This is a genomic window from Rhizobium fabae (genome assembly GCF_003985135.1).
Classification (GTDB): Bacteria; Pseudomonadota; Alphaproteobacteria; order Rhizobiales; family Rhizobiaceae; genus Rhizobium; species Rhizobium pisi.
Window position 1 is genome coordinate 320,937 of sequence record NZ_ML133650.1, and the last position, 16,290, is coordinate 337,226.

General features: G+C 60.4%; 20 protein-coding genes. 6 read left to right on the forward strand and 14 right to left on the reverse strand.

The window, feature by feature from the left end:
* The first annotated feature begins 3 nt into the window (after positions 1-3).
* Both EFB14_RS15115 and EFB14_RS15120 read left to right on the forward strand, forming a co-directional pair.
* Positions 4-1,083 carry a zinc-binding metallopeptidase family protein gene (locus EFB14_RS15115; RefSeq protein WP_125843993.1) on the forward strand — a complete coding sequence of 360 codons (1,080 nt, stop codon included), beginning with the start codon at positions 4-6 and terminating at the stop codon, positions 1,081-1,083.
* 172 nt (positions 1,084-1,255) lie between these two features.
* Entirely contained in the window at positions 1,256-1,774 is a 519-nt protein-coding gene (locus EFB14_RS15120) for an NUDIX hydrolase (protein ID WP_126826498.1), read from the forward strand.
* Here the strand turns inward: EFB14_RS15120 and EFB14_RS15125 are convergent.
* The 6 genes from EFB14_RS15125 to EFB14_RS15150 form a co-directional block, all read right to left on the reverse strand.
* On the reverse strand, positions 1,763-1,984 hold the full coding sequence (locus EFB14_RS15125; protein WP_126826501.1) for a hypothetical protein: 222 nt from the start codon (positions 1,982-1,984) through the stop codon (positions 1,763-1,765). The genes EFB14_RS15120 and EFB14_RS15125 overlap by 12 nt on opposite strands.
* A gap of 155 nt (positions 1,985-2,139) precedes the next feature.
* Positions 2,140-2,595, reverse strand: coding sequence for a ribonuclease HI (gene rnhA / locus EFB14_RS15130; protein WP_017959271.1), 456 nt, complete (start codon positions 2,593-2,595; stop codon positions 2,140-2,142).
* Entirely contained in the window at positions 2,592-3,557 is a 966-nt protein-coding gene (locus EFB14_RS15135; protein WP_125843990.1) for a homoserine kinase, read from the reverse strand. Before EFB14_RS15135 ends, rnhA begins: the two co-directional genes overlap by 4 nt.
* Before the next feature lie 75 nt (positions 3,558-3,632).
* On the reverse strand, positions 3,633-4,634 hold the full coding sequence (gene ispH, locus EFB14_RS15140; protein ID WP_126826504.1) for a 4-hydroxy-3-methylbut-2-enyl diphosphate reductase: 1,002 nt from the start codon (positions 4,632-4,634) through the stop codon (positions 3,633-3,635).
* A 63-nt stretch (positions 4,635-4,697) separates the two neighbouring features.
* Positions 4,698-5,453 (reverse strand): SURF1 family protein, encoded by a 756-nt coding sequence (locus EFB14_RS15145; protein WP_126826507.1) that lies wholly within the window; start codon positions 5,451-5,453, stop codon positions 4,698-4,700.
* Positions 5,446-5,826 (reverse strand): DUF983 domain-containing protein, encoded by a 381-nt coding sequence (locus EFB14_RS15150; protein ID WP_126826510.1) that lies wholly within the window; start codon positions 5,824-5,826, stop codon positions 5,446-5,448. Before EFB14_RS15150 ends, EFB14_RS15145 begins: the two co-directional genes overlap by 8 nt.
* 246 nt (positions 5,827-6,072) lie before the next feature.
* Between EFB14_RS15150 and EFB14_RS15155 the strand changes: the two genes are divergently transcribed.
* The gene (locus tag EFB14_RS15155; protein WP_126826513.1) at positions 6,073-6,714 is read left to right on the forward strand and encodes a chloramphenicol phosphotransferase CPT family protein; all 642 of its coding nucleotides are present in this window, start codon (positions 6,073-6,075) and stop codon (positions 6,712-6,714) included.
* Positions 6,715-6,811: 97 nt separating this feature from the next.
* Here EFB14_RS15155 and EFB14_RS15160 read toward each other — a convergent pair whose 3' ends face one another.
* From EFB14_RS15160 to coxB, 6 genes are all read right to left on the reverse strand, one after another.
* The gene (locus EFB14_RS15160) at positions 6,812-7,690 is read right to left on the reverse strand and encodes a cytochrome c oxidase subunit 3 (protein ID WP_125843985.1); all 879 of its coding nucleotides are present in this window, start codon (positions 7,688-7,690) and stop codon (positions 6,812-6,814) included.
* Positions 7,691-7,751: 61 nt separating this feature from the next.
* Positions 7,752-8,360 carry a cytochrome c oxidase assembly protein gene (locus tag EFB14_RS15165; protein WP_125843984.1) on the reverse strand — a complete coding sequence of 203 codons (609 nt, stop codon included), beginning with the start codon at positions 8,358-8,360 and terminating at the stop codon, positions 7,752-7,754.
* Entirely contained in the window at positions 8,357-8,497 is a 141-nt protein-coding gene (locus tag EFB14_RS32915; protein ID WP_164737535.1) for a hypothetical protein, read from the reverse strand. The genes EFB14_RS15165 and EFB14_RS32915 overlap by 4 nt, the downstream gene beginning before the upstream one ends.
* Entirely contained in the window at positions 8,497-9,447 is a 951-nt protein-coding gene (locus EFB14_RS15170; RefSeq protein ID WP_125843983.1) for a heme o synthase, read from the reverse strand. The genes EFB14_RS32915 and EFB14_RS15170 overlap by 1 nt, the downstream gene beginning before the upstream one ends.
* Positions 9,448-9,514: 67 nt before the next feature.
* A complete protein-coding gene (gene ctaD, locus EFB14_RS15175; protein WP_125843982.1) occupies positions 9,515-11,215 on the reverse strand; it encodes a cytochrome c oxidase subunit I in 1,701 nt (566 codons plus the stop codon).
* Positions 11,216-11,233: 18 nt separating this feature from the next.
* Entirely contained in the window at positions 11,234-12,118 is an 885-nt protein-coding gene (gene coxB / locus EFB14_RS15180) for a cytochrome c oxidase subunit II (RefSeq protein WP_125843981.1), read from the reverse strand.
* 316 nt (positions 12,119-12,434) lie between these two features.
* Here coxB and EFB14_RS15185 point away from each other — a divergent pair, with 316 nt between their 5' ends.
* Positions 12,435-13,109: an invasion associated locus B family protein gene (locus tag EFB14_RS15185; RefSeq protein ID WP_183604857.1), complete on the forward strand. Its 675-nt coding sequence runs from the start codon at positions 12,435-12,437 to the stop codon at positions 13,107-13,109.
* A gap of 7 nt (positions 13,110-13,116) precedes the next feature.
* Here EFB14_RS15185 and EFB14_RS15190 read toward each other — a convergent pair whose 3' ends face one another.
* The gene (locus tag EFB14_RS15190) at positions 13,117-13,668 is read right to left on the reverse strand and encodes a hypothetical protein (protein WP_126826519.1); all 552 of its coding nucleotides are present in this window, start codon (positions 13,666-13,668) and stop codon (positions 13,117-13,119) included.
* 218 nt (positions 13,669-13,886) lie between these two features.
* Between EFB14_RS15190 and tldD the strand changes: the two genes are divergently transcribed.
* Positions 13,887-15,302, forward strand: a complete 1,416-nt coding sequence (gene tldD, locus EFB14_RS15195) for a metalloprotease TldD (protein WP_126826522.1) — start codon at positions 13,887-13,889, stop codon at positions 15,300-15,302.
* A gap of 15 nt (positions 15,303-15,317) precedes the next feature.
* Positions 15,318-15,809, forward strand: coding sequence for a GNAT family N-acetyltransferase (locus tag EFB14_RS15200; RefSeq protein ID WP_125843977.1), 492 nt, complete (start codon positions 15,318-15,320; stop codon positions 15,807-15,809).
* Between the two features lie 111 nt (positions 15,810-15,920).
* Here the strand turns inward: EFB14_RS15200 and EFB14_RS15205 are convergent, their stop codons facing one another.
* Positions 15,921-16,238 (reverse strand): nucleoside triphosphate pyrophosphohydrolase family protein, encoded by a 318-nt coding sequence (locus tag EFB14_RS15205; protein WP_125843976.1) that lies wholly within the window; start codon positions 16,236-16,238, stop codon positions 15,921-15,923.
* Between the last annotated feature and the right edge of the window lie 52 nt (positions 16,239-16,290).

A 16,290-nucleotide genomic window follows, 5' to 3' on the forward strand; every position in this document is an offset into this window, starting at 1 on the left:
ACGATGAAGCTTTTCGCCTGCGACAATTGCGATCAGGTCGTCCACTTCGACAATCGTCAATGCGTGCGCTGCAACCATCGCCTCGGTTTCCTGCCCGGCGACCTCGCCATGCATGCGCTGGAGCCGCGCGACGAGACGATGTGGCAGCTCGTCTCCGATCCCGACCGCGAAGTGCGCTTCTGCGCCAATGCCGGCCTCGACATCTGCAACTGGCTGGTGGATGGCGGCGGTGAGAGCGAATTCTGCGTGGCGTGCCGCCATAACCGGCTGGTGCCGAACACCAACACCCAGGACGGCATCGATCGCTGGCGGCGCATCAGCCAGGCGCAGCGGCATCTGTTCTATTCCCTCCTACGCTGGAAACTGCCGCATCCGGATCGGGCGCAAGACCCGCAGGGCGGCCTCGTCTTCGATTTCCTCGAGGATTCGATAGAGAGCAACGGCTATATCGTTCCTGCCATGACCGGCCACGAGGAAGGCCTGATCACCATCCGCGCCGCCGAGGCCGACGACGCGACCCGCGAGCAGGCCCGCACCCTAATGAACGAGCCCTATCGCACGCTGCTCGGCCATTTCCGGCATGAGGCCGGCCATTTCATCTGGAACAAGCTGGTGCGCGACCGCAATGCCCTTCAGGAATTTCGCGCCATCTTCGGCGACGAACGGCAGGACTATGCAGCAGCTCTGGAAAGAAACTATGCCGGCGGGGCGCCCGAGAACTGGCAGGACAATTTCATCAGCGCCTATGCGGCATCGCACCCCTGGGAGGATTTCGCGGAATGTTTCGCGCATTACCTCCATATCGTCGACACACTCGAGACGGCGCGCGCCTTCGGCATAGCGATCGATCCGAGCGGCCATGAGGAAATATCAGGCGAGGTGGATTTCATCCCCTACAGGGCAAGAAGCGCCGAACAGCTGGTCAGCGCCTGGGTGCCGCTCAGCCTCGCGATCAACGCCATCCAACGCAGCATGGGACAGCCGGACTCCTACCCCTTCGTGCTGTCCTCGCCCGTCGTGGCAAAGCTTGAATATCTGCACCGGCTGATCCAAGGCGCTGCGGCGCGGCAACAGGTAGGCTGAGTTGCTGGAAGCGTGGATGCGGCGCGGCGACGCCAGAGCCGGCGGCTTGGCCTCACTACGCTGAAGCGAGCCATATCCCTTCCCGTGACCGACATAGGAATGCGACGGGAAGTACTCGACAATCCGGCAGTCGACTCCGTAGGTTTGCGAGAGTTATGGAGGATGCAGAGATATGGACGATGCCGGGCGAACTATGATCGTGCTCGATGCCAGCGATTCCCGCTTTCAATTGCGTGCCGGCGCCTTGATCCGCTCGAATGGCCACATCCTCATTCACCGCGCCCTTGGCGATACGTTCTGGGTCTTGCCCGGCGGAAGGGTGGAATTTCACGAAGCGAGTGCCGAAACGCTTGCACGCGAGATAGAAGAGGAGATCGGCTGTCAGGCTACAATCGGGCCGCTGCGCTTCATCATCGAGAATTTTTTCGCATTGGCGGATCGAAGGGTGCATGAAGTCGGCTTCTACTATGAGGCGGAGCTTTCAGTCGCCCTGCCCTTCCATGAGACCGATATTATCCACCGTGTCCGCGACGGTACCGCCGATCTGGAATTTCGCTGGGCTTTCCCAAGCCGGTCTGTCCTCGATCGGTTCGATCTGCAGCCGATGCCGCTGCGTGACCTCATCGAGAGGATGCCCGACGGCGTCCAACATCTGGTGCGCCGCGCTCCTTCAAGCGCACTAAGGGTGTGATCCGCTCTGTTCAACCCAGTATTTTATCATCATCATCGCTGCTGCCTTGCTGAGTAACAGATCGCGCTCGTCGGCCAAATCTTGTTCGAAGCGCTCGCCGAGCTTTTCATAGACATCGAAAAGAAGCTCAGCCTCATCGTGCCGACGATATCTGCCCTCCATGCGAACGATCGTTGACCTCAACTCGGCTATGGTCGGGATAGACGCCACACTGACCTCCTGAACAAAATGATCCCAAGCCTGAGAAAAAATATGCGCGCAGTTTAGACGTAACAAGGGTCGGGTCGCTCCACGCATAGCCAGGCGGAACGTCCGATAAGTCAAAAATCTGCATGGAAACATTGTCCACATTCAACGGTGCTGACTTAAAACGAAACCGCCTTGCCCTTCTTGAAGGGCTCCATGCCCCGGCGGGCGAGTTCGTCGGCGCGTTCGTTTTCCGGGTGGCCGGCGTGACCCTTGACCCAGTGCAGCGTCACCTTGTGGCGGTCACGGGCCGCCTCCAGCGCCTGCCAGAGCTCGGCATTCTTCACCGGCTTCTTGTCAGCGGTCTTCCAGCCGTTTTTTTTCCAGCCGAAAATCCACTTGGATATACCGTCCTTGACGTAGGCGCTGTCGGTATAGAGATCGACCTCGCAGGGTGTCTTCAGCGCCGACAAGGCTGAGATCGCCGCCAGCAGCTCCATGCGATTGTTGGTCGTATCCGCCTCGCCGCCGCAAAGCTCCTTCTCGACGTCGCCGTAACGCAGCACCGCGCCCCAGCCGCCGGGGCCGGGGTTGCCGGAGCATGCGCCGTCGGTGAAGATATCGACGTGTTTCATAGGCTTAATCCATATTCGGCCGGCGAGCTGATCTGGCGGTGGAACCGCAGCTTGCGGAGATATTCGAGCGGGTCCTTCTTGGTGACCATGGCGCCCTCAGGCGTGGTCAACCAGTCATAGAGCCGGGTCAGGAAGAAACGCAGCGCGGACCCACGCGACAGCACCGGCAAGGCAGCGATCTCGGGATCGCTCAACGGCCTGACGCTCTGGTAACCCTCGAGCATCGCCGTGCCCTTGGTGATGTTGTAGGCGCCGTCCTTCTCGAAGCACCAGGCGTTCAGGCAGATCGAGACGTCATAGGCGAGCAGGTCGTTGCAGGCGAAATAGAAGTCGATCAGGCCCGAGAGTTCGTCGCCGAGGAAGAAGACGTTGTCGGGGAAAAGATCGGCATGGATGACGCCGGCGGGCAGGCTTTTCGGCCAGTAAGCCGCGAGGAAATTCAGGTCGCTGCGGACCTCGTTCTGCAGGCCGCGCTCGACCTCGTCGGCGCGATCCTCGGATTTTTCCCAGAGCGCCCGCCAGCCGTCGATCGAGAGCGCATTCGGCCGCTTCAGTTCGAAGCCCTCGCCTGCCACATGCATCGCGGCAAGCGCCCGGCCGACCTCGCGGCAATGCTTCGCCTCCGGCTTTCTCAACCACATGCCTTCGAGGAAGGAGATCAGCGCGGCCGGGCGGCCGGAGAGCGAGCCGAGCAGCGCGCCGTCCCTGCGCGGTAGCGGCAGCGGGCAGGAAAGACCGCGGGCGGAAAGATGCTGCATCAGGCCGAGGAAGAAGGGCAGATCGCTCTTTTCCACGCGCTTTTCATAGAGCGTCAGGATCAGCGGGTCTTTCGAAGTGTGGAGCAGGAAGTTGGAGTTTTCGACGCCTTCGGCGATACCCTTGTAGGACAGCAGTGTGCCCGCATCATATTCCGTCAAAAACCATTTCAGATCGTCTTCCGCGATATCGGTATAGACTGCCACGTGGGGGTCTCGCCTTCGTGCATTGTTGATACTGGATGTGCCGGACCGGACGTCCGGGCTGGGATAAGGTCCGGCTTACCCATTGACGAAGGCCATGTCGGCCGTCGTCAGTTCGATACTGCGCAGCTCGCGGTTGACGAGGAAATGCTCGTTTTCCTGGACCGTTTCGGCAAGTTCGACGCGGGCGTCGAAGCGGGCGCGGAAAGCCTCGATGATTTCGTTGACGATGACCTCAGGCGCGGAGGCGCCGGCAGAAAGGCCGAGCGTCGAAATTGCGCCGATCTCGTCCCAGTCGAGCTCGGCGGCGCGCTGCACGAGGATCGATTTCTTCGCCCCTGCCCTGAGAGCCACTTCGACCAGGCGTTTGGAATTGGAGGAATTCGGCGCGCCGACGATGATGAAAAGATCGCAGCCGGGGGCCGCCTGCTTCACTACTTCCTGGCGGTTGGTCGTCGCATAGCAGATCGAATCCGCCGCCGGCGCCGTCAGGTTCGGGAAGCGTTCGTGCAGGCGGGTGATGACGCCGGCCGTATCGTCGACCGAAAGCGTCGTCTGGGTGACGTAGCCGAGATTGTCGGGATCAGCAGGCGCATAGGCATCTGCATCCTCGATGGTCTCGATCAGCGAAACGGAACCCTCAGGCAGCTGCCCCATCGTGCCGATCACCTCGGGATGGCCGGCATGGCCGATGAGGATGACGTGGCGGCCGAGGCGGTTGTGACGCATCGCCTGCTTGTGGACCTTGGAGACCAGCGGGCAGGTGGCGTCGAGATAGAAGAGATTGCGGCTCGCCGCATCCTCCGGCACGGATTTCGGCACGCCATGGGCGGAGAAGACCACCGGCTGGGCGCGATGCTCGGCCGGGATCTCGTCCAGCTCCTCGACGAAGACGGCGCCCTTGGCCTCCAGCCCCTCGACGACATAACGATTGTGGACGATCTCGTGGCGCACATAGACCGGCGCGCCATAGGATTTCAGCGCCAGCACGACGATCTGGATGGCACGGTCGACGCCGGCGCAAAAGCCGCGCGGGCCGCAGAGCCTGATCGTCAAAGGAGGTTTCGCCGCAATATTCATGTCTGGTCCGGGTTGAGAGATTTATGGACCTCTAGCCCAATATAAGTGAGAATTGAAGCAATACTATTGCGCAGCCGCCTTGGCTCCCTTGCGGAACCAGGAGAGCGCCACCACGACGATGAGCACGGCGGCAAGTCCGTACCAGGTGAAAGCGTATTGCAGATGGTCGTTCGGCAGATCCACCTGGGTGACGCCGCCGATCGGCAAGCCGGCCGGATTGGGGGTGGAATCGGCGTCGACGAAAAAGGGAATGACGCGGGCCTTGTCCAGCCCGACGCTCTCCGCCATGACGTCGAGATCCTTCCAGTAGAAGATGTTTTTGACAACATCGTTGTCGGGCACCACCCAGGAAGGTTTGCCGGGAAGCTTGCTGCGCGCCAGGCCGGTGACGGTCTGCTGATCCGTCAACTGGCCCTGCATGCGCATTTCGGGCTCTTTGTTCTCATAGGGAACAAAGCCGCGATTGACGAAGAGCGTGCGCCCGTCGGCAAGCTCCAGCGGGGTGTACACGTAAAAACCCGTCTGGCCGCGCCAGGTGGCGAAGAAGTGCCGCTCCTCATTGTTGATGTAGCGGCCGGTCGCGGTGACCTTGCGATATTCGATGTCGCCACCTGTCGCTGCCATCGCCTCGATATCCGCCAGTGGCACGGGGCTTGCTGCCTGCCGCGCGGCGATATCGGCGAGCAGGCCTTCCTTCCAGTAGAGGCGCTGCACCTGCCAAGTGCCGAGCGAGATCAGGATCGCCAGTGCGATCAGCACGAGGATGCCGGTGAAGACAGGCAGCCGGCGGCGCGGCGCGGCATGTTCGATATCAGTCACTCAGACGTCCTTCGCGGGCACTATGACGGTATTGCATGGCGATCAGGATGCCCTTGAACCAGCGTAGCGTCAGCAGCGACAGGATGATCGTCAAAGGACCGAAGAGCAGAATATGCACCCAGATCGGCGGCCCGTAATTCACCTGTAGCCACAGCACCATGCCGATAATGATGAAGCCGACGATGAGAATGACGAAAACGGCGGGGCCGTCACCGGAATCGGCGAAGGCATAATCCAGACCGCACGAGGCGCAGCGCGGCTTCAGCCCTAGCAGGCCGTCGAAAAGCTTGCCCTGGCCGCAGCGCGGGCAGCAGCCCTTGATGCCGGTCTTTACCGGATCCACAGGCGGGAAATGGGCGCTGTCCTCGTTCATAGCATTCCTTCTGGCCATTCTTTCCGGCAGCTTGGCGGCCACAGCTTTTTCGATGCTGCCTTAACTCTCCCATAAATTATTCGCAGGACGAAGGGAAATGCCTGCGCGATTTCGCCGCTGCATAATTCCCTAAATCAGAAACGATTTAGGGAATTATGCAGCAATTCAAGGTGTTACAGCGTCCTTTGTGCGTCTGAAAGACGCACGGCGCTGTAGTGATTCGCGCCAAACAGAAGAAGAAGACTGATGACGAGAGATAGCCATTCCGCACAGATCATTATCCTGAACGGCGCGCCGCGGAGCGGTAAATCAAGCATCGTGCGTGCAGTACAGGAACACTTCGAAGGGCCGTGGATCAACCTCGGCGTCGACGGCTACAATGCCATGACACCGAAGCGCTACCTGCCCGGCATCGGCCTTCGCCCAGGCGGCGAGCGGCCGGAACTCGAGGAACTGGTGCCGTTCCTCTATGCCGCCCTTTACGAATCGATCGCCATCCATGCCGGGTTCGGCCTCAACGTCGTCGCCGATCTCGGCCATCACGACAGCTATTCCAGGCCGCTCGGCATTCTTGCCGATTGCGCCCGGCGACTGGAAGATTTTCCGGTGCTGTTCGTCGGCGTGCGCTGTCCGATCGAGACGATCATGCGGCGGCGCGAAATTGCCCAAGAAGGGCGCGAGACGCTTTATCTCAACGCCACGGAGGAAGTGCCCGTTCCAGAACCGGTACAACGCTGGCAGGACGAAGTGCATCGGCCTGGCATCTACGATATGGAGGTCGATACCTCGGTGCTGACACCGCTCGAATGCGCCGAGGCGATCCGCCATCAGTTGGATCTCGGTATTCCCGAGCCTTCGGCCTTCGAACGGATCGCAGGTATGCGCTGAGCCGATAACCTGACAGCCGTAGCACCAGGCCAAGTAAACGACACTCGGCAACAAAAAGGCGGGCACCATTCCCGCCTTTTCTCAAATTTCGTTCCGATCAGCCTGCGGCTAGCGGAGCGCCCCAACCGCCCCAGACGTAGATGCAGAAGAACAGGAACAGCCAGACGACGTCGACGAAGTGCCAGTACCAGGCAGCTGCTTCGAAGCCGAAATGCTGCTTCGGGGTGAAATCACCACGCAGAGCGCGGATCAGGCAAACAGCCAAGAAAATCGTGCCGACGAGAACGTGGAAACCGTGGAAACCGGTCGCCATGAAGAAGGTCGCGCCATAGATCGAATTCTTGAAGGCGAAGGGCGCGTGGGCATATTCGTAAGCCTGCACGGAGGAGAACAAGATGCCCAGCAGCACCGTCAGCGTCAGGCCCTGGATCAGGCCCTTGCGGTCGTTGTGCAGCAGCGCATGGTGCGCCCAGGTGACCGTCGTGCCGGAGAGCAGCAGGATGACGGTGTTGTAGATCGGCAGATGCCAGGGATCGAGAACTTCGATGCCCTTCGGCGGCCAGGTGCCGCCGGTATAGAGCATGCGGGCAGCCTGAATCGCTTCGTTCGGATAGAGGCTGGCGTCGAAATAGGCCCAGAACCAGGCGACGAAGAACATCACTTCCGAAGCGATGAACATGATCATGCCGTAGCGCAGGTGAAGCGACACGACGCGGGTATGGGCGCCCTCATGGGCTTCCTTCACCGTATCGGCCCACCAGCCGTACATGACGTAGAGAACCAGCACCAGGCCGATGTAGAAGAGCCAGGGATTGGCGAGTTCCATTCCCGCGAGCTTGAACGAGCCGGCGCTGAGATAGCGCATGTAGCAGACGCCGCCGATCGCCATGATGAAGGCGCCAAGCGAGGCGAGAATCGGCCACGGGCTCGGATCTATGATGTGGTAGTCGTGGTTCTTCTGATGAGCATCGGCCATGTAGCTATCCCCGGATGTCTTCCTTCACTCCGTTCCCGGCATAACCGGAAACGAGCCTTGATCAAAGTTTCTTTTCAATCTTCACCGCACCACCCTCATTCGAAGCCACCGGCTTCGGTCCCTCTTTCGGGTAGAACGTATATGACAGCGTGACCGTGTGGATATCCTTCGATTCCACGGCCTTGACGATCTCCGGATCGATGTAGAACACCACCGGCATTTCGAGCTTTTCGCCCGGCTTCAGGTCCGTTTCCGTAAAGCAGAAACATTGCACCTTGTTGAAATAAACGCCCGCTTCGCCCGGGGTGACGTTGAAAACCGCCTGGCCGCGCTGGGTTTCGTTCGAACGGTTCTCGGCGATGAAATTGACCTTTATGGTCTCGCCGATCTTCGGATTGACTTCGCGCTCGACCGGCTTGAATTCCCATTGCAGGCCGGGAGCGACATTGGCATCGAAGGTGACGCGCATCGTGCGGTCGAGCACGACGCTCGATACCTGATCGACGCGCTGCGTCGTACCGTTATAGCCCGTCACCTGACAGAAGATTCGGTAGAGCGGCACGGCGGCATAGCTCATCGCCCCCATGCCGAAGACGAAACTCAGGCACATCATAACGACAGCGCCGTTGTTGCGGCCCTGCTTCTTCGGCGCGCCGGCGTTTTCGCTCATCCAGCCATTCCCCCACTGAACTTCACGATGGTGATCGCGTAGAAGAGGATGACGAGGCCGGCAAGCACCAGTCCGAGGGCGACGTTCCGGTTGCGGCGCGATTTGCGCTGCGATTCCGTGAGCTTGACCAATTCCATCAGAGCCAACCTCCAGCGTGTGAGGCGAGCATCGAGGCCAGCCGGTCGAACATCAAGGCGGAGAACACGGCGAAGAGATAGAAGATCGAGAAGCCGAAGAGCTTCTTCGCCGGGATCATCTTCAGATCGCCGTCGGGCATGCGCCAGACGGCGATGGAACAGTAAATGAAGACCGCGCCGAGGACGGCGGCGACAAGGCCATAGCCGAAGCTCGCAAAACCGAGGAAGAACGGCAACACTGCGCAGATGGCGGTCAGCACCGCATAGGCAACGATCTGATGCTTTGTCACGCGCTCGCCGGCGACGTTCGGCAGCATCGGCACGCCGACAGCCTCGTAATCGCGCATCTTGAAGAGCGCGAGCGCCCAGAAATGCGCCGGGGTCCACAGGAAGATGATGAAGAAGAGAACGGTGCTCTCAATCGTCACCGAATTCGTGACGCAGGCCCAGCCGATCATCGGCGGAAAGGCGCCGGCGGCACCACCGATGACGATATTCTGCGGCGTCGAGCGCTTCAGCCACATGGTGTAGACGACGGCATAGAAGAAGATGGTGAAGGCGAGAATGGCCGCCGAGAGCCAATTGACGGCAAGGCCGAGAATGACGACAGAAAAGCCTGAAAGCACGAGGCCGAAAGCCAGCGCTTCGGACGGCGCGATGCGGCCGGCCGGGATCGGGCGCTTGGCCGTGCGGCTCATGACGGCGTCGATATCGGCATCGTACCACATGTTAAGCGCGCCGGAGGCACCCGCGCCGACGGCGATGCAAAGGATGGCGATCAGGCCGAGGACGGGATTGATGTGACCCGGCGCCAGCACGAGGCCGGCAAAAGCGGTGAAGACCACGAGCGACATGACCCGCGGCTTCAAAAGCTCGAAATAATCGCGCGCACTTGCTTCCGACATTTCGCCGTCCTCCGCAAGCGCCTCGTGATTGTCGATAACCGTCATCATTCCGTCCTGAATGTCTCAATGTCAGGACGCCGTATTGAATGCGGCGTCCTGATGCTTGCGCGTATTACTTGATGCGCGGAAGCTGTTCCCACTGGTGGTAGGGCGGCGGCGAAGGCAGCTGCCATTCGAGCGTCGTTGCCCCCTCACCCCACGGATTGTCGCCGGCGACGCGCTTCCTGGCGAAGGCTTCGAAGACGCCGTAGAGGAAGATCAGCACACCGAAGGCCGAGATGTAGGAACCGACGGAGGAAACATAGTTCCAGCCGGCAAAGGCATCCGGATAGTCGATGTAGCGGCGCGGCATGCCGGCGAGGCCAAGGAAGTGCTGCGGGAAGAACACCAGGTTGACGCCGATGAACATGATCCAGAAATGCAGCTTGCCGACGAACTCGTTGTACATGTAGCCGGTCATCTTCGGGAACCAGTAGTACCAGCCGGCGAAGATCGCGAAGACGGCGCCGAGCGACAGAACGTAGTGGAAGTGAGCCACGACGTAATAGGTGTCATGCAGCGAGCGGTCGAGACCGGCATTGGCGAGCTGGACGCCGGTGACGCCGCCGACCGTGAACAGGAAGATGAAGCCGATCGCCCAGAGCATCGGCGTGCGGAACGAGATCGACCCGCCCCACATCGTCGCGATCCAGGAGAAGATCTTCACGCCTGTCGGAACAGCGATGACCATCGTCGCGAAGACGAAGTAGCGCTGCGCGTCGAGCGACAGGCCGACCGTGTACATATGGTGCGCCCAGACGACGAAGCCGACAGCACCGATCGCGACCATGGCATAGGCCATGCCGAGATAGCCAAAGATCGGCTTCTTCGAGAAGGTCGAGATGATGTGGCTGATCATGCCGAAGCCCGGCAGGATGAGGATGTAGACCTCGGGGTGACCGAAGAACCAGAACAGGTGCTGGTACAGGATCGGATCGCCGCCGCCTTCCGGCGAGAAGAAGGACGTACCGAAGTTACGGTCGGTGAGCAACATGGTGATGCCGCCTGCCAGAACCGGCAGCGACAGCAGCAGCAGGAAGGCGGTGATCAGCACGGACCAGGCAAACAGCGGCATCTTGTGCAGCGTCATGCCCGGGGCGCGCATGTTGAGGATTGTCGTAATGAAGTTGATCGCACCGAGGATCGACGACGCACCGGCAATGTGGAGCGCGAAGATCGCAAGGTCGACTGCCGGGCCGGGCGTGCCGCTGGTGGCGAGCGGCGGATACATCGTCCAGCCGCCGCCTGCACCATAGGCGCCTGCCGGACCTTCGACGAACATCGACAGCAGCAGGAGAGCAAAGGCAGGCACGATCAGCCAGAAGGAGATGTTGTTCAGGCGCGGGAAGGCCATGTCGGGCGCGCCGATCATGATCGGCACCATCCAGTTGGCGAAGCCACCGATCATCGCCGGCATGACCATGAAGAAGATCATGATCAGCGCATGCGCTGTCGTGAACATGTTGAACATCTGCTTGGCGCCGTCGATCGCGGCATCGCCCTCATAGCCATAAACCATCGAGGCGAGGCCGTGGAAGATCTGGATGCCCGGCTCCTGCAACTCCATGCGCATGGCGACGGAAAGCGCGCCGCCGATGATGCCGGCAATGATCGCGAATATCAGATAGAGCGTGCCGATGTCCTTGTGGTTCGTCGAGAACAGCCAGCGATTGGCGAAGCTCGGCTTGTGCGAGTGATCATGGTGATCATCATGCGCGTGATCGTGGTGGGCGTGATCATGAGAATGATCGTCGTGAGCGGAAGGTCCAGCCATTGTCCCGGTCCCCTTTAATTACTGTGCTTCGGCAACGTCGACGGTCTTTGCGGGACCATCGGTTGCGGCCATGAGTGTCTTGTAGGCGCCGGGCAGGTCGCTGGCGGCCGTGGTCAGCCACTGCTTGTACTTGTCCTCGGAGACGACGCGGATGGCGATCGGCATGAACGCATGGTCCTTGCCGCAGAGCTCGGAACACTGGCCGTAGAACAGGCCCTCGCGCTCGGCCCGGAACCAGGTTTCGTTCAAGCGGCCCGGCACGGCATCGATCTTGACGCCGAAGGACGGCATGGCGAAGGCATGGATGACGTCGGTCGGTGCTGACGTGACGAGAACGCGCACAGTCTTGTTGACCGGCAGGACCAGTTCGTTGTCGACGGCGAGAAGACGCGGGTAGATCGACTTGTCTTCCTTGCCGGCGGCGGCGCGGTCCTGGTCCTTCAGGAGGTAGGAATCGAAAGCGAGCGGGCTATCGCCCGAACCCTCGTATTCATAGTTCCACTGCCACTGGGTGGCGGTCGCCTTGATCGTCACATCGGGGTTTTCGGGCAGCGTCAACTGCGCCGTCAGAAGATTAAACGAGGGAATTGCGAGAAGAAGAAGCACCAAGACCGGCCCCACGGTCCAGAAGACCTCGATCAGCGTGTTGTGGCTCGTCCTCGACGGAACCGGGTTCGCGCTGGCGCGGAACTTGACGCAGACGACAACAAGCAGGATCAGAACGAAGAGCGTAATCGGAACGATAAACCAAAGAGTATATTGTTCGAACCAATGAATTTCCCGCATGATCGGCGTCGCCGCCGGCTGCAACGTCGCCTGCCACGGCATCGGCTGGTCGGCATATGTGCCGGAAGCAAAAAGCAGACAGACCAGCGCGGTCAGAGCTGCATAAGCCTTCTTCATCACCTTATTATCTCCCTCGAGCGCTTGACCTGCAAAATCGAACGCAGAATCCTTGCCATCTTCAGCGCTTCAAACCACAGTTTGGCATTTGCCGCAACAGGCCAGAGCAATTGTCTATGCGGCATTTTTGCTCAAAGTGTAGGCAGGCCAGAACGGCAAAACACCCCAAGTTTTTCATCAGCATATGAAAAATCAGCTTTCCGGCCAATCCGAGTGCTGCACATTCTTTCCGAAAGGTCCAATTTCCGCCGCAGTCCCCCGGTTTTCACGGGGTGGGGCTTTTCATTTTTGGTGGGCAGCTTCAACAATAGCCGCAATGATTCGATATCCAGAGGTTTCCATGGGTTTCCGTTCCCTCGCGCAGTCGCTTCTCGTGACTGCCAGCATCGCGGCCGCAGCGACGACGCCCGTTTTCGCACAGCAACCCACGCCGTCACAGGCCAAGCCGCCCGCTTCCGCGCCGGCTCCGGCTCCCGCCCAGCAACATCCGACGCCGATCAATCCGAATCCGGCCAGCCCGAATATCGAACAGGTGACACCCGGCCAGACGCAACCGCAGGCGCCCGGCACGGTGAAATCCAACCACGGCGCATGGTCGGTCGTCTGCGACAAGCCGGCGGGTGCCTCCACCGAACAATGCGCGCTGATGCAGAACGTCATCGCCGAGGATCGGCCGGAGGTCGGCCTTTCCGTCGTCGTCTTGAAGACGGCCGACCGCAAGTCGAAGATCCTGCGCGTGCTGGCCCCCCTCGGCGTGCTCCTGCCGAACGGGCTCGGGCTCAATGTCGACGGCAAGGATATCGGCCGCGCCTATTTCGTGCGCTGCTTCGCCGACGGCTGCTATGCCGAAGTCGTGCTCGAGGACGAACTGCTGAAGACCTTCCGCAGCGGCGCCCAGGCGACCTTCATCGTCTTCCAGACGCCGGAAGAAGGCATCGGCATCCCCGTCGACCTCAAGGGCTTCGCCGAAGGCTTCGACGCACTGCCGTGAGGTGGGGCTAATTCGATTCAGCAAAGCTACAGACGTATTCGCTGCGATCGCCCCGGTCGAATATGTACCCGGGCATCTCGTCTACATCGCCGGTACGCGGGCTGCTGGGGGAATATATTTCCAGCCTCTTGCCAGTTTGCTTTTCGATTTCGCCCCTGACAGCAACCGCTGGCTTTCTAAAGAGGATCGAATACGATGCGGATGAATCGCATCCTCCGTTCGAATACCCCGAGACCGGCACCTCGAATCCGAAATATTGATTTCCGAAAAAACTTCCTTCCGTCTTCAGCCTAAGCTGATCAAGCGCCGCACCGCCTTTGCACTGTCCCTTCAAAACCACATCTGCGGAAGCGATGTTGTTTTTAACTGTCTCTTCGATTTCGGCATTCGGAAAACCCATCACAACCAGTTTCCCCTCGTCGAAACTGAAGAATATATTCCCCGTCTGCGACAGACAGTCCTCGGGGTCGGGGAAGACTTTTTCAAGCCAGTTATCTGCAGTCAGACCAACGACTGGAAATAGCAAAGCCAGAGCGGCTCCGCAGAAAATGCGCCTCATAAATCCTAACAAGGATTGCCCCCGAACAAATCACTATATGCCATCGGCAAGAAGAATACGGAATGCAAATCAGGCCAAGTTCCCCGTGACGGGCATCCCATTCCTGCATAGGTTGTCCGCCCGCGCAAAGGATAATTCTCTGGCAGGCCTTCACTCTCCCTTAAATCAGACCCTATTTAAGGGTAGCCATGAATTTTGATACTCAGCCGGAGAAAACCATGACCACCGATCTCCTGACGCTTTTCGATGCCGACGAAGCCACGATGCGCGGCCTCGTCGCCGAGGCGCTTTCCGGCGCCGATGACGGCGAGCTGTTCATCGAGCATGCTCAGGCAGAAGCACTGACCTTCGACAATGGCCGGCTGAAGGGCGGCAGCTTCAACACCGAACAGGGTTTCGGCTTGCGCGCGGTTGCCGGCGAAGCTGTCGGTTATGCGCATGCGGGCGATCTTTCCGTCTCGGCGCTGAAGCGGGCGGCGGATGCGGTCGGCGCGGTGACCCGCGGCTATTCCGGCACCTATGCCGCCGCCCCGCAAGGCACCAACAAGAAGTTCTACGGCGACCAGAACCCGATCGGCCAGCCGAGCTTCGAGGAGAAGGTCAAGGTCCTGCAGGACATCGACGCCTATCTTCGAGGCAAGGATGACAAGGTGCGCCAGGTAACGGCTTCGGTCGCGGCGAGCTGGCAGGTCGTCGATATCCTGCGGGCCGACGGGCACCGCGTTCGCGACATAAGGCCGATGACACGCATCAACATTTCGGTCGTGGTTGGCGAAGGCGAGCGGCAGGAGAGCGGCTCCTACGGCAGTGGCGGGCGCATCGGCTTCGGCGATTTCATCGCCGAAGGCAGCTGGCAGTACGGCGCCGACGAGGCGTTGCGCCAGGCGCTCGTCAACCTCGAAGCGATCGATGCGCCGGCAGGCACGATGGACGTGGTTCTCGGCTCCGGCTGGCCAGGCGTGATGCTGCACGAGGCAGTCGGTCACGGGCTGGAAGGCGATTTCAACCGCAAAAAGACGTCGGCCTTTGCCGGCCTTCTCGGCCAGATGGTGGCCGCTCCTGGTGTTACCGTCGTCGACGACGGCACGATCGACAACCGTCGCGGCTCGATCACCATCGACGACGAAGGCATGCCGTCGGGCTATAACGTATTGATCGAGAACGGCAAGCTCGTCGGCTATATGCAGGATCGACAGAATGCCCGGCTGATGGGCATGGCGCCGACCGGCAACGGCCGCCGCCAGGGCTATGCGCATGTGCCGATGCCGCGCATGACCAACACCTATATGCTCGGTGGCGACAAGACGCCTGAGGAAATCATCGCCTCGGTGAAGAAGGGCATTTATGCCGTCTCCTTCGGCGGCGGCCAGGTCGACATCACCTCCGGCAAGTTCGTCTTCGGCTGCACCGAAGCCTATCTCATCGAGAACGGCAAAGTCGGCGCGCCGATCAAGGGCGCGATGCTGATCGGCAACGGGCCGGATGCGATGAAGCGGGTGTCGATGATCGGCAACGACATGAAACTCGACACCGGCATCGGCAATTGCGGCAAGGCCGGCCAATGGGTGCCGGTCGGCGTCGGCCAGCCGCATCTGCGCATGGATCAGGTGACGGTCGGCGGCACGCAGACCTGAGGCGGGAGGAGCCTGATGGCGGACATCGAAATCAGACCCTTTGCCGTTGATGACGCGGATGCCGTGCTGTCGGTGATCCTGCCGATCCAGCGCGAGGAGTTCGGCATCGATATCACCGCCGATGCGCAGCCGGATCTGAGGGTCATCCCGGATTTCTATCAGTCCGGCAAAGGTCAGTTCTGGGTCGCCGTCAAGGACGGCGCCGTCGTCGGCACGGTCGGGCTCAAGGACATCGGCAACAGTCAGGCGGCGCTGCGCAAGATGTTCGTCTCAGCCGAAGTTCGCGGCCGCGAGCACGGGGTGGCGGCGCGGCTTCTCGATCGCTTGTTCACCCATGCCAGGGACGCCGGCCTCACCGACATTTTTCTCGGCACAACCGACAAGTTCGTCGCCGCGCATCGCTTCTACGAGAAGAACGGCTTTACCGAGATCGCCAAGAGCGCCTTGCCCCGCTCTTTCCCGCTGATGGCGGTGGACAGCAAGTTCTACCGGTATAAGGTCGGCTGACTCGAAGCTCTGAAAACGCCTCGAATATAGCCGCTCGATCCACATTGTCGTGTTGCATCGCTATCGACGGCTATTCGCCTTCAAAAGCGCGGGCACTTTTACTCTTTACGCTCAATTTCCGACGTCTGCGCCGGGCTGAAACAGCCACTTCCGCTCGATTGCGGCGGCAAGGTCGATGTCGTTGCGGCGCGCGAACAGCAGGAGGTGGCCGAGAACGTCGGCGGTCTCGTCGGCGAGGTCGCGCTGCATGTCTTCGGCTGAGCGGCCCTTCGCACGGCCGCGGCCGGTCAGCCGGTTCCATGCCTGCGTCAGCTCGCCCATTTCCTCCTGCAGTTTCAGGAGAAACCAGTCTGCGTCGCGCTCGATACCGTTGGCGGCGACATGGACAGAGGATGATTTTTCGAACTGATCGGCGAGACGGCGCAACATGGATGTTCTCCTTTTGTTTGTGAAGGAGAACGCTGATTCCCGATGATTGTCC

What these genes read in the sequence shown, in the direction of transcription:
- EFB14_RS15160 (WP_125843985.1), bottom strand. Translation starts at nt 7,690, where the DNA reads ATGGCCGATGCTCATCAGAAGAACCACGACTACCACATCATAGATCCG.
- EFB14_RS15150 (WP_126826510.1), bottom strand. Translation starts at nt 5,826, where the DNA reads ATGAACGAGGACAGCGCCCATTTCCCGCCTGTGGATCCGGTAAAGACC.
- rnhA (WP_017959271.1), bottom strand. Translation starts at nt 2,595, where the DNA reads ATGAAACACGTCGATATCTTCACCGACGGCGCATGCTCCGGCAACCCC.
- EFB14_RS15120 (WP_126826498.1), top strand. Translation starts at nt 1,256, where the DNA reads ATGGACGATGCCGGGCGAACTATGATCGTGCTCGATGCCAGCGATTCC.
- EFB14_RS15170 (WP_125843983.1), bottom strand. Translation starts at nt 9,447, where the DNA reads ATGACGGTTATCGACAATCACGAGGCGCTTGCGGAGGACGGCGAAATG.
- EFB14_RS32915 (WP_164737535.1), bottom strand. Translation starts at nt 8,497, where the DNA reads ATGGAATTGGTCAAGCTCACGGAATCGCAGCGCAAATCGCGCCGCAAC.
- EFB14_RS15190 (WP_126826519.1), bottom strand. Translation starts at nt 13,668, where the DNA reads ATGAGGCGCATTTTCTGCGGAGCCGCTCTGGCTTTGCTATTTCCAGTC.
- tldD (WP_126826522.1), top strand. Translation starts at nt 13,887, where the DNA reads ATGACCACCGATCTCCTGACGCTTTTCGATGCCGACGAAGCCACGATG.
- coxB (WP_125843981.1), bottom strand. Translation starts at nt 12,118, where the DNA reads ATGAAGAAGGCTTATGCAGCTCTGACCGCGCTGGTCTGTCTGCTTTTT.
- ispH (WP_126826504.1), bottom strand. Translation starts at nt 4,634, where the DNA reads ATGAATATTGCGGCGAAACCTCCTTTGACGATCAGGCTCTGCGGCCCG.
- EFB14_RS15185 (WP_183604857.1), top strand. Translation starts at nt 12,435, where the DNA reads ATGATTCGATATCCAGAGGTTTCCATGGGTTTCCGTTCCCTCGCGCAG.
- EFB14_RS15115 (WP_125843993.1), top strand. Translation starts at nt 4, where the DNA reads ATGAAGCTTTTCGCCTGCGACAATTGCGATCAGGTCGTCCACTTCGAC.
- EFB14_RS15155 (WP_126826513.1), top strand. Translation starts at nt 6,073, where the DNA reads ATGACGAGAGATAGCCATTCCGCACAGATCATTATCCTGAACGGCGCG.
- EFB14_RS15200 (WP_125843977.1), top strand. Translation starts at nt 15,318, where the DNA reads ATGGCGGACATCGAAATCAGACCCTTTGCCGTTGATGACGCGGATGCC.
- EFB14_RS15165 (WP_125843984.1), bottom strand. Translation starts at nt 8,360, where the DNA reads ATGAGCGAAAACGCCGGCGCGCCGAAGAAGCAGGGCCGCAACAACGGC.
- EFB14_RS15205 (WP_125843976.1), bottom strand. Translation starts at nt 16,238, where the DNA reads ATGTTGCGCCGTCTCGCCGATCAGTTCGAAAAATCATCCTCTGTCCAT.
- ctaD (WP_125843982.1), bottom strand. Translation starts at nt 11,215, where the DNA reads ATGGCTGGACCTTCCGCTCACGACGATCATTCTCATGATCACGCCCAC.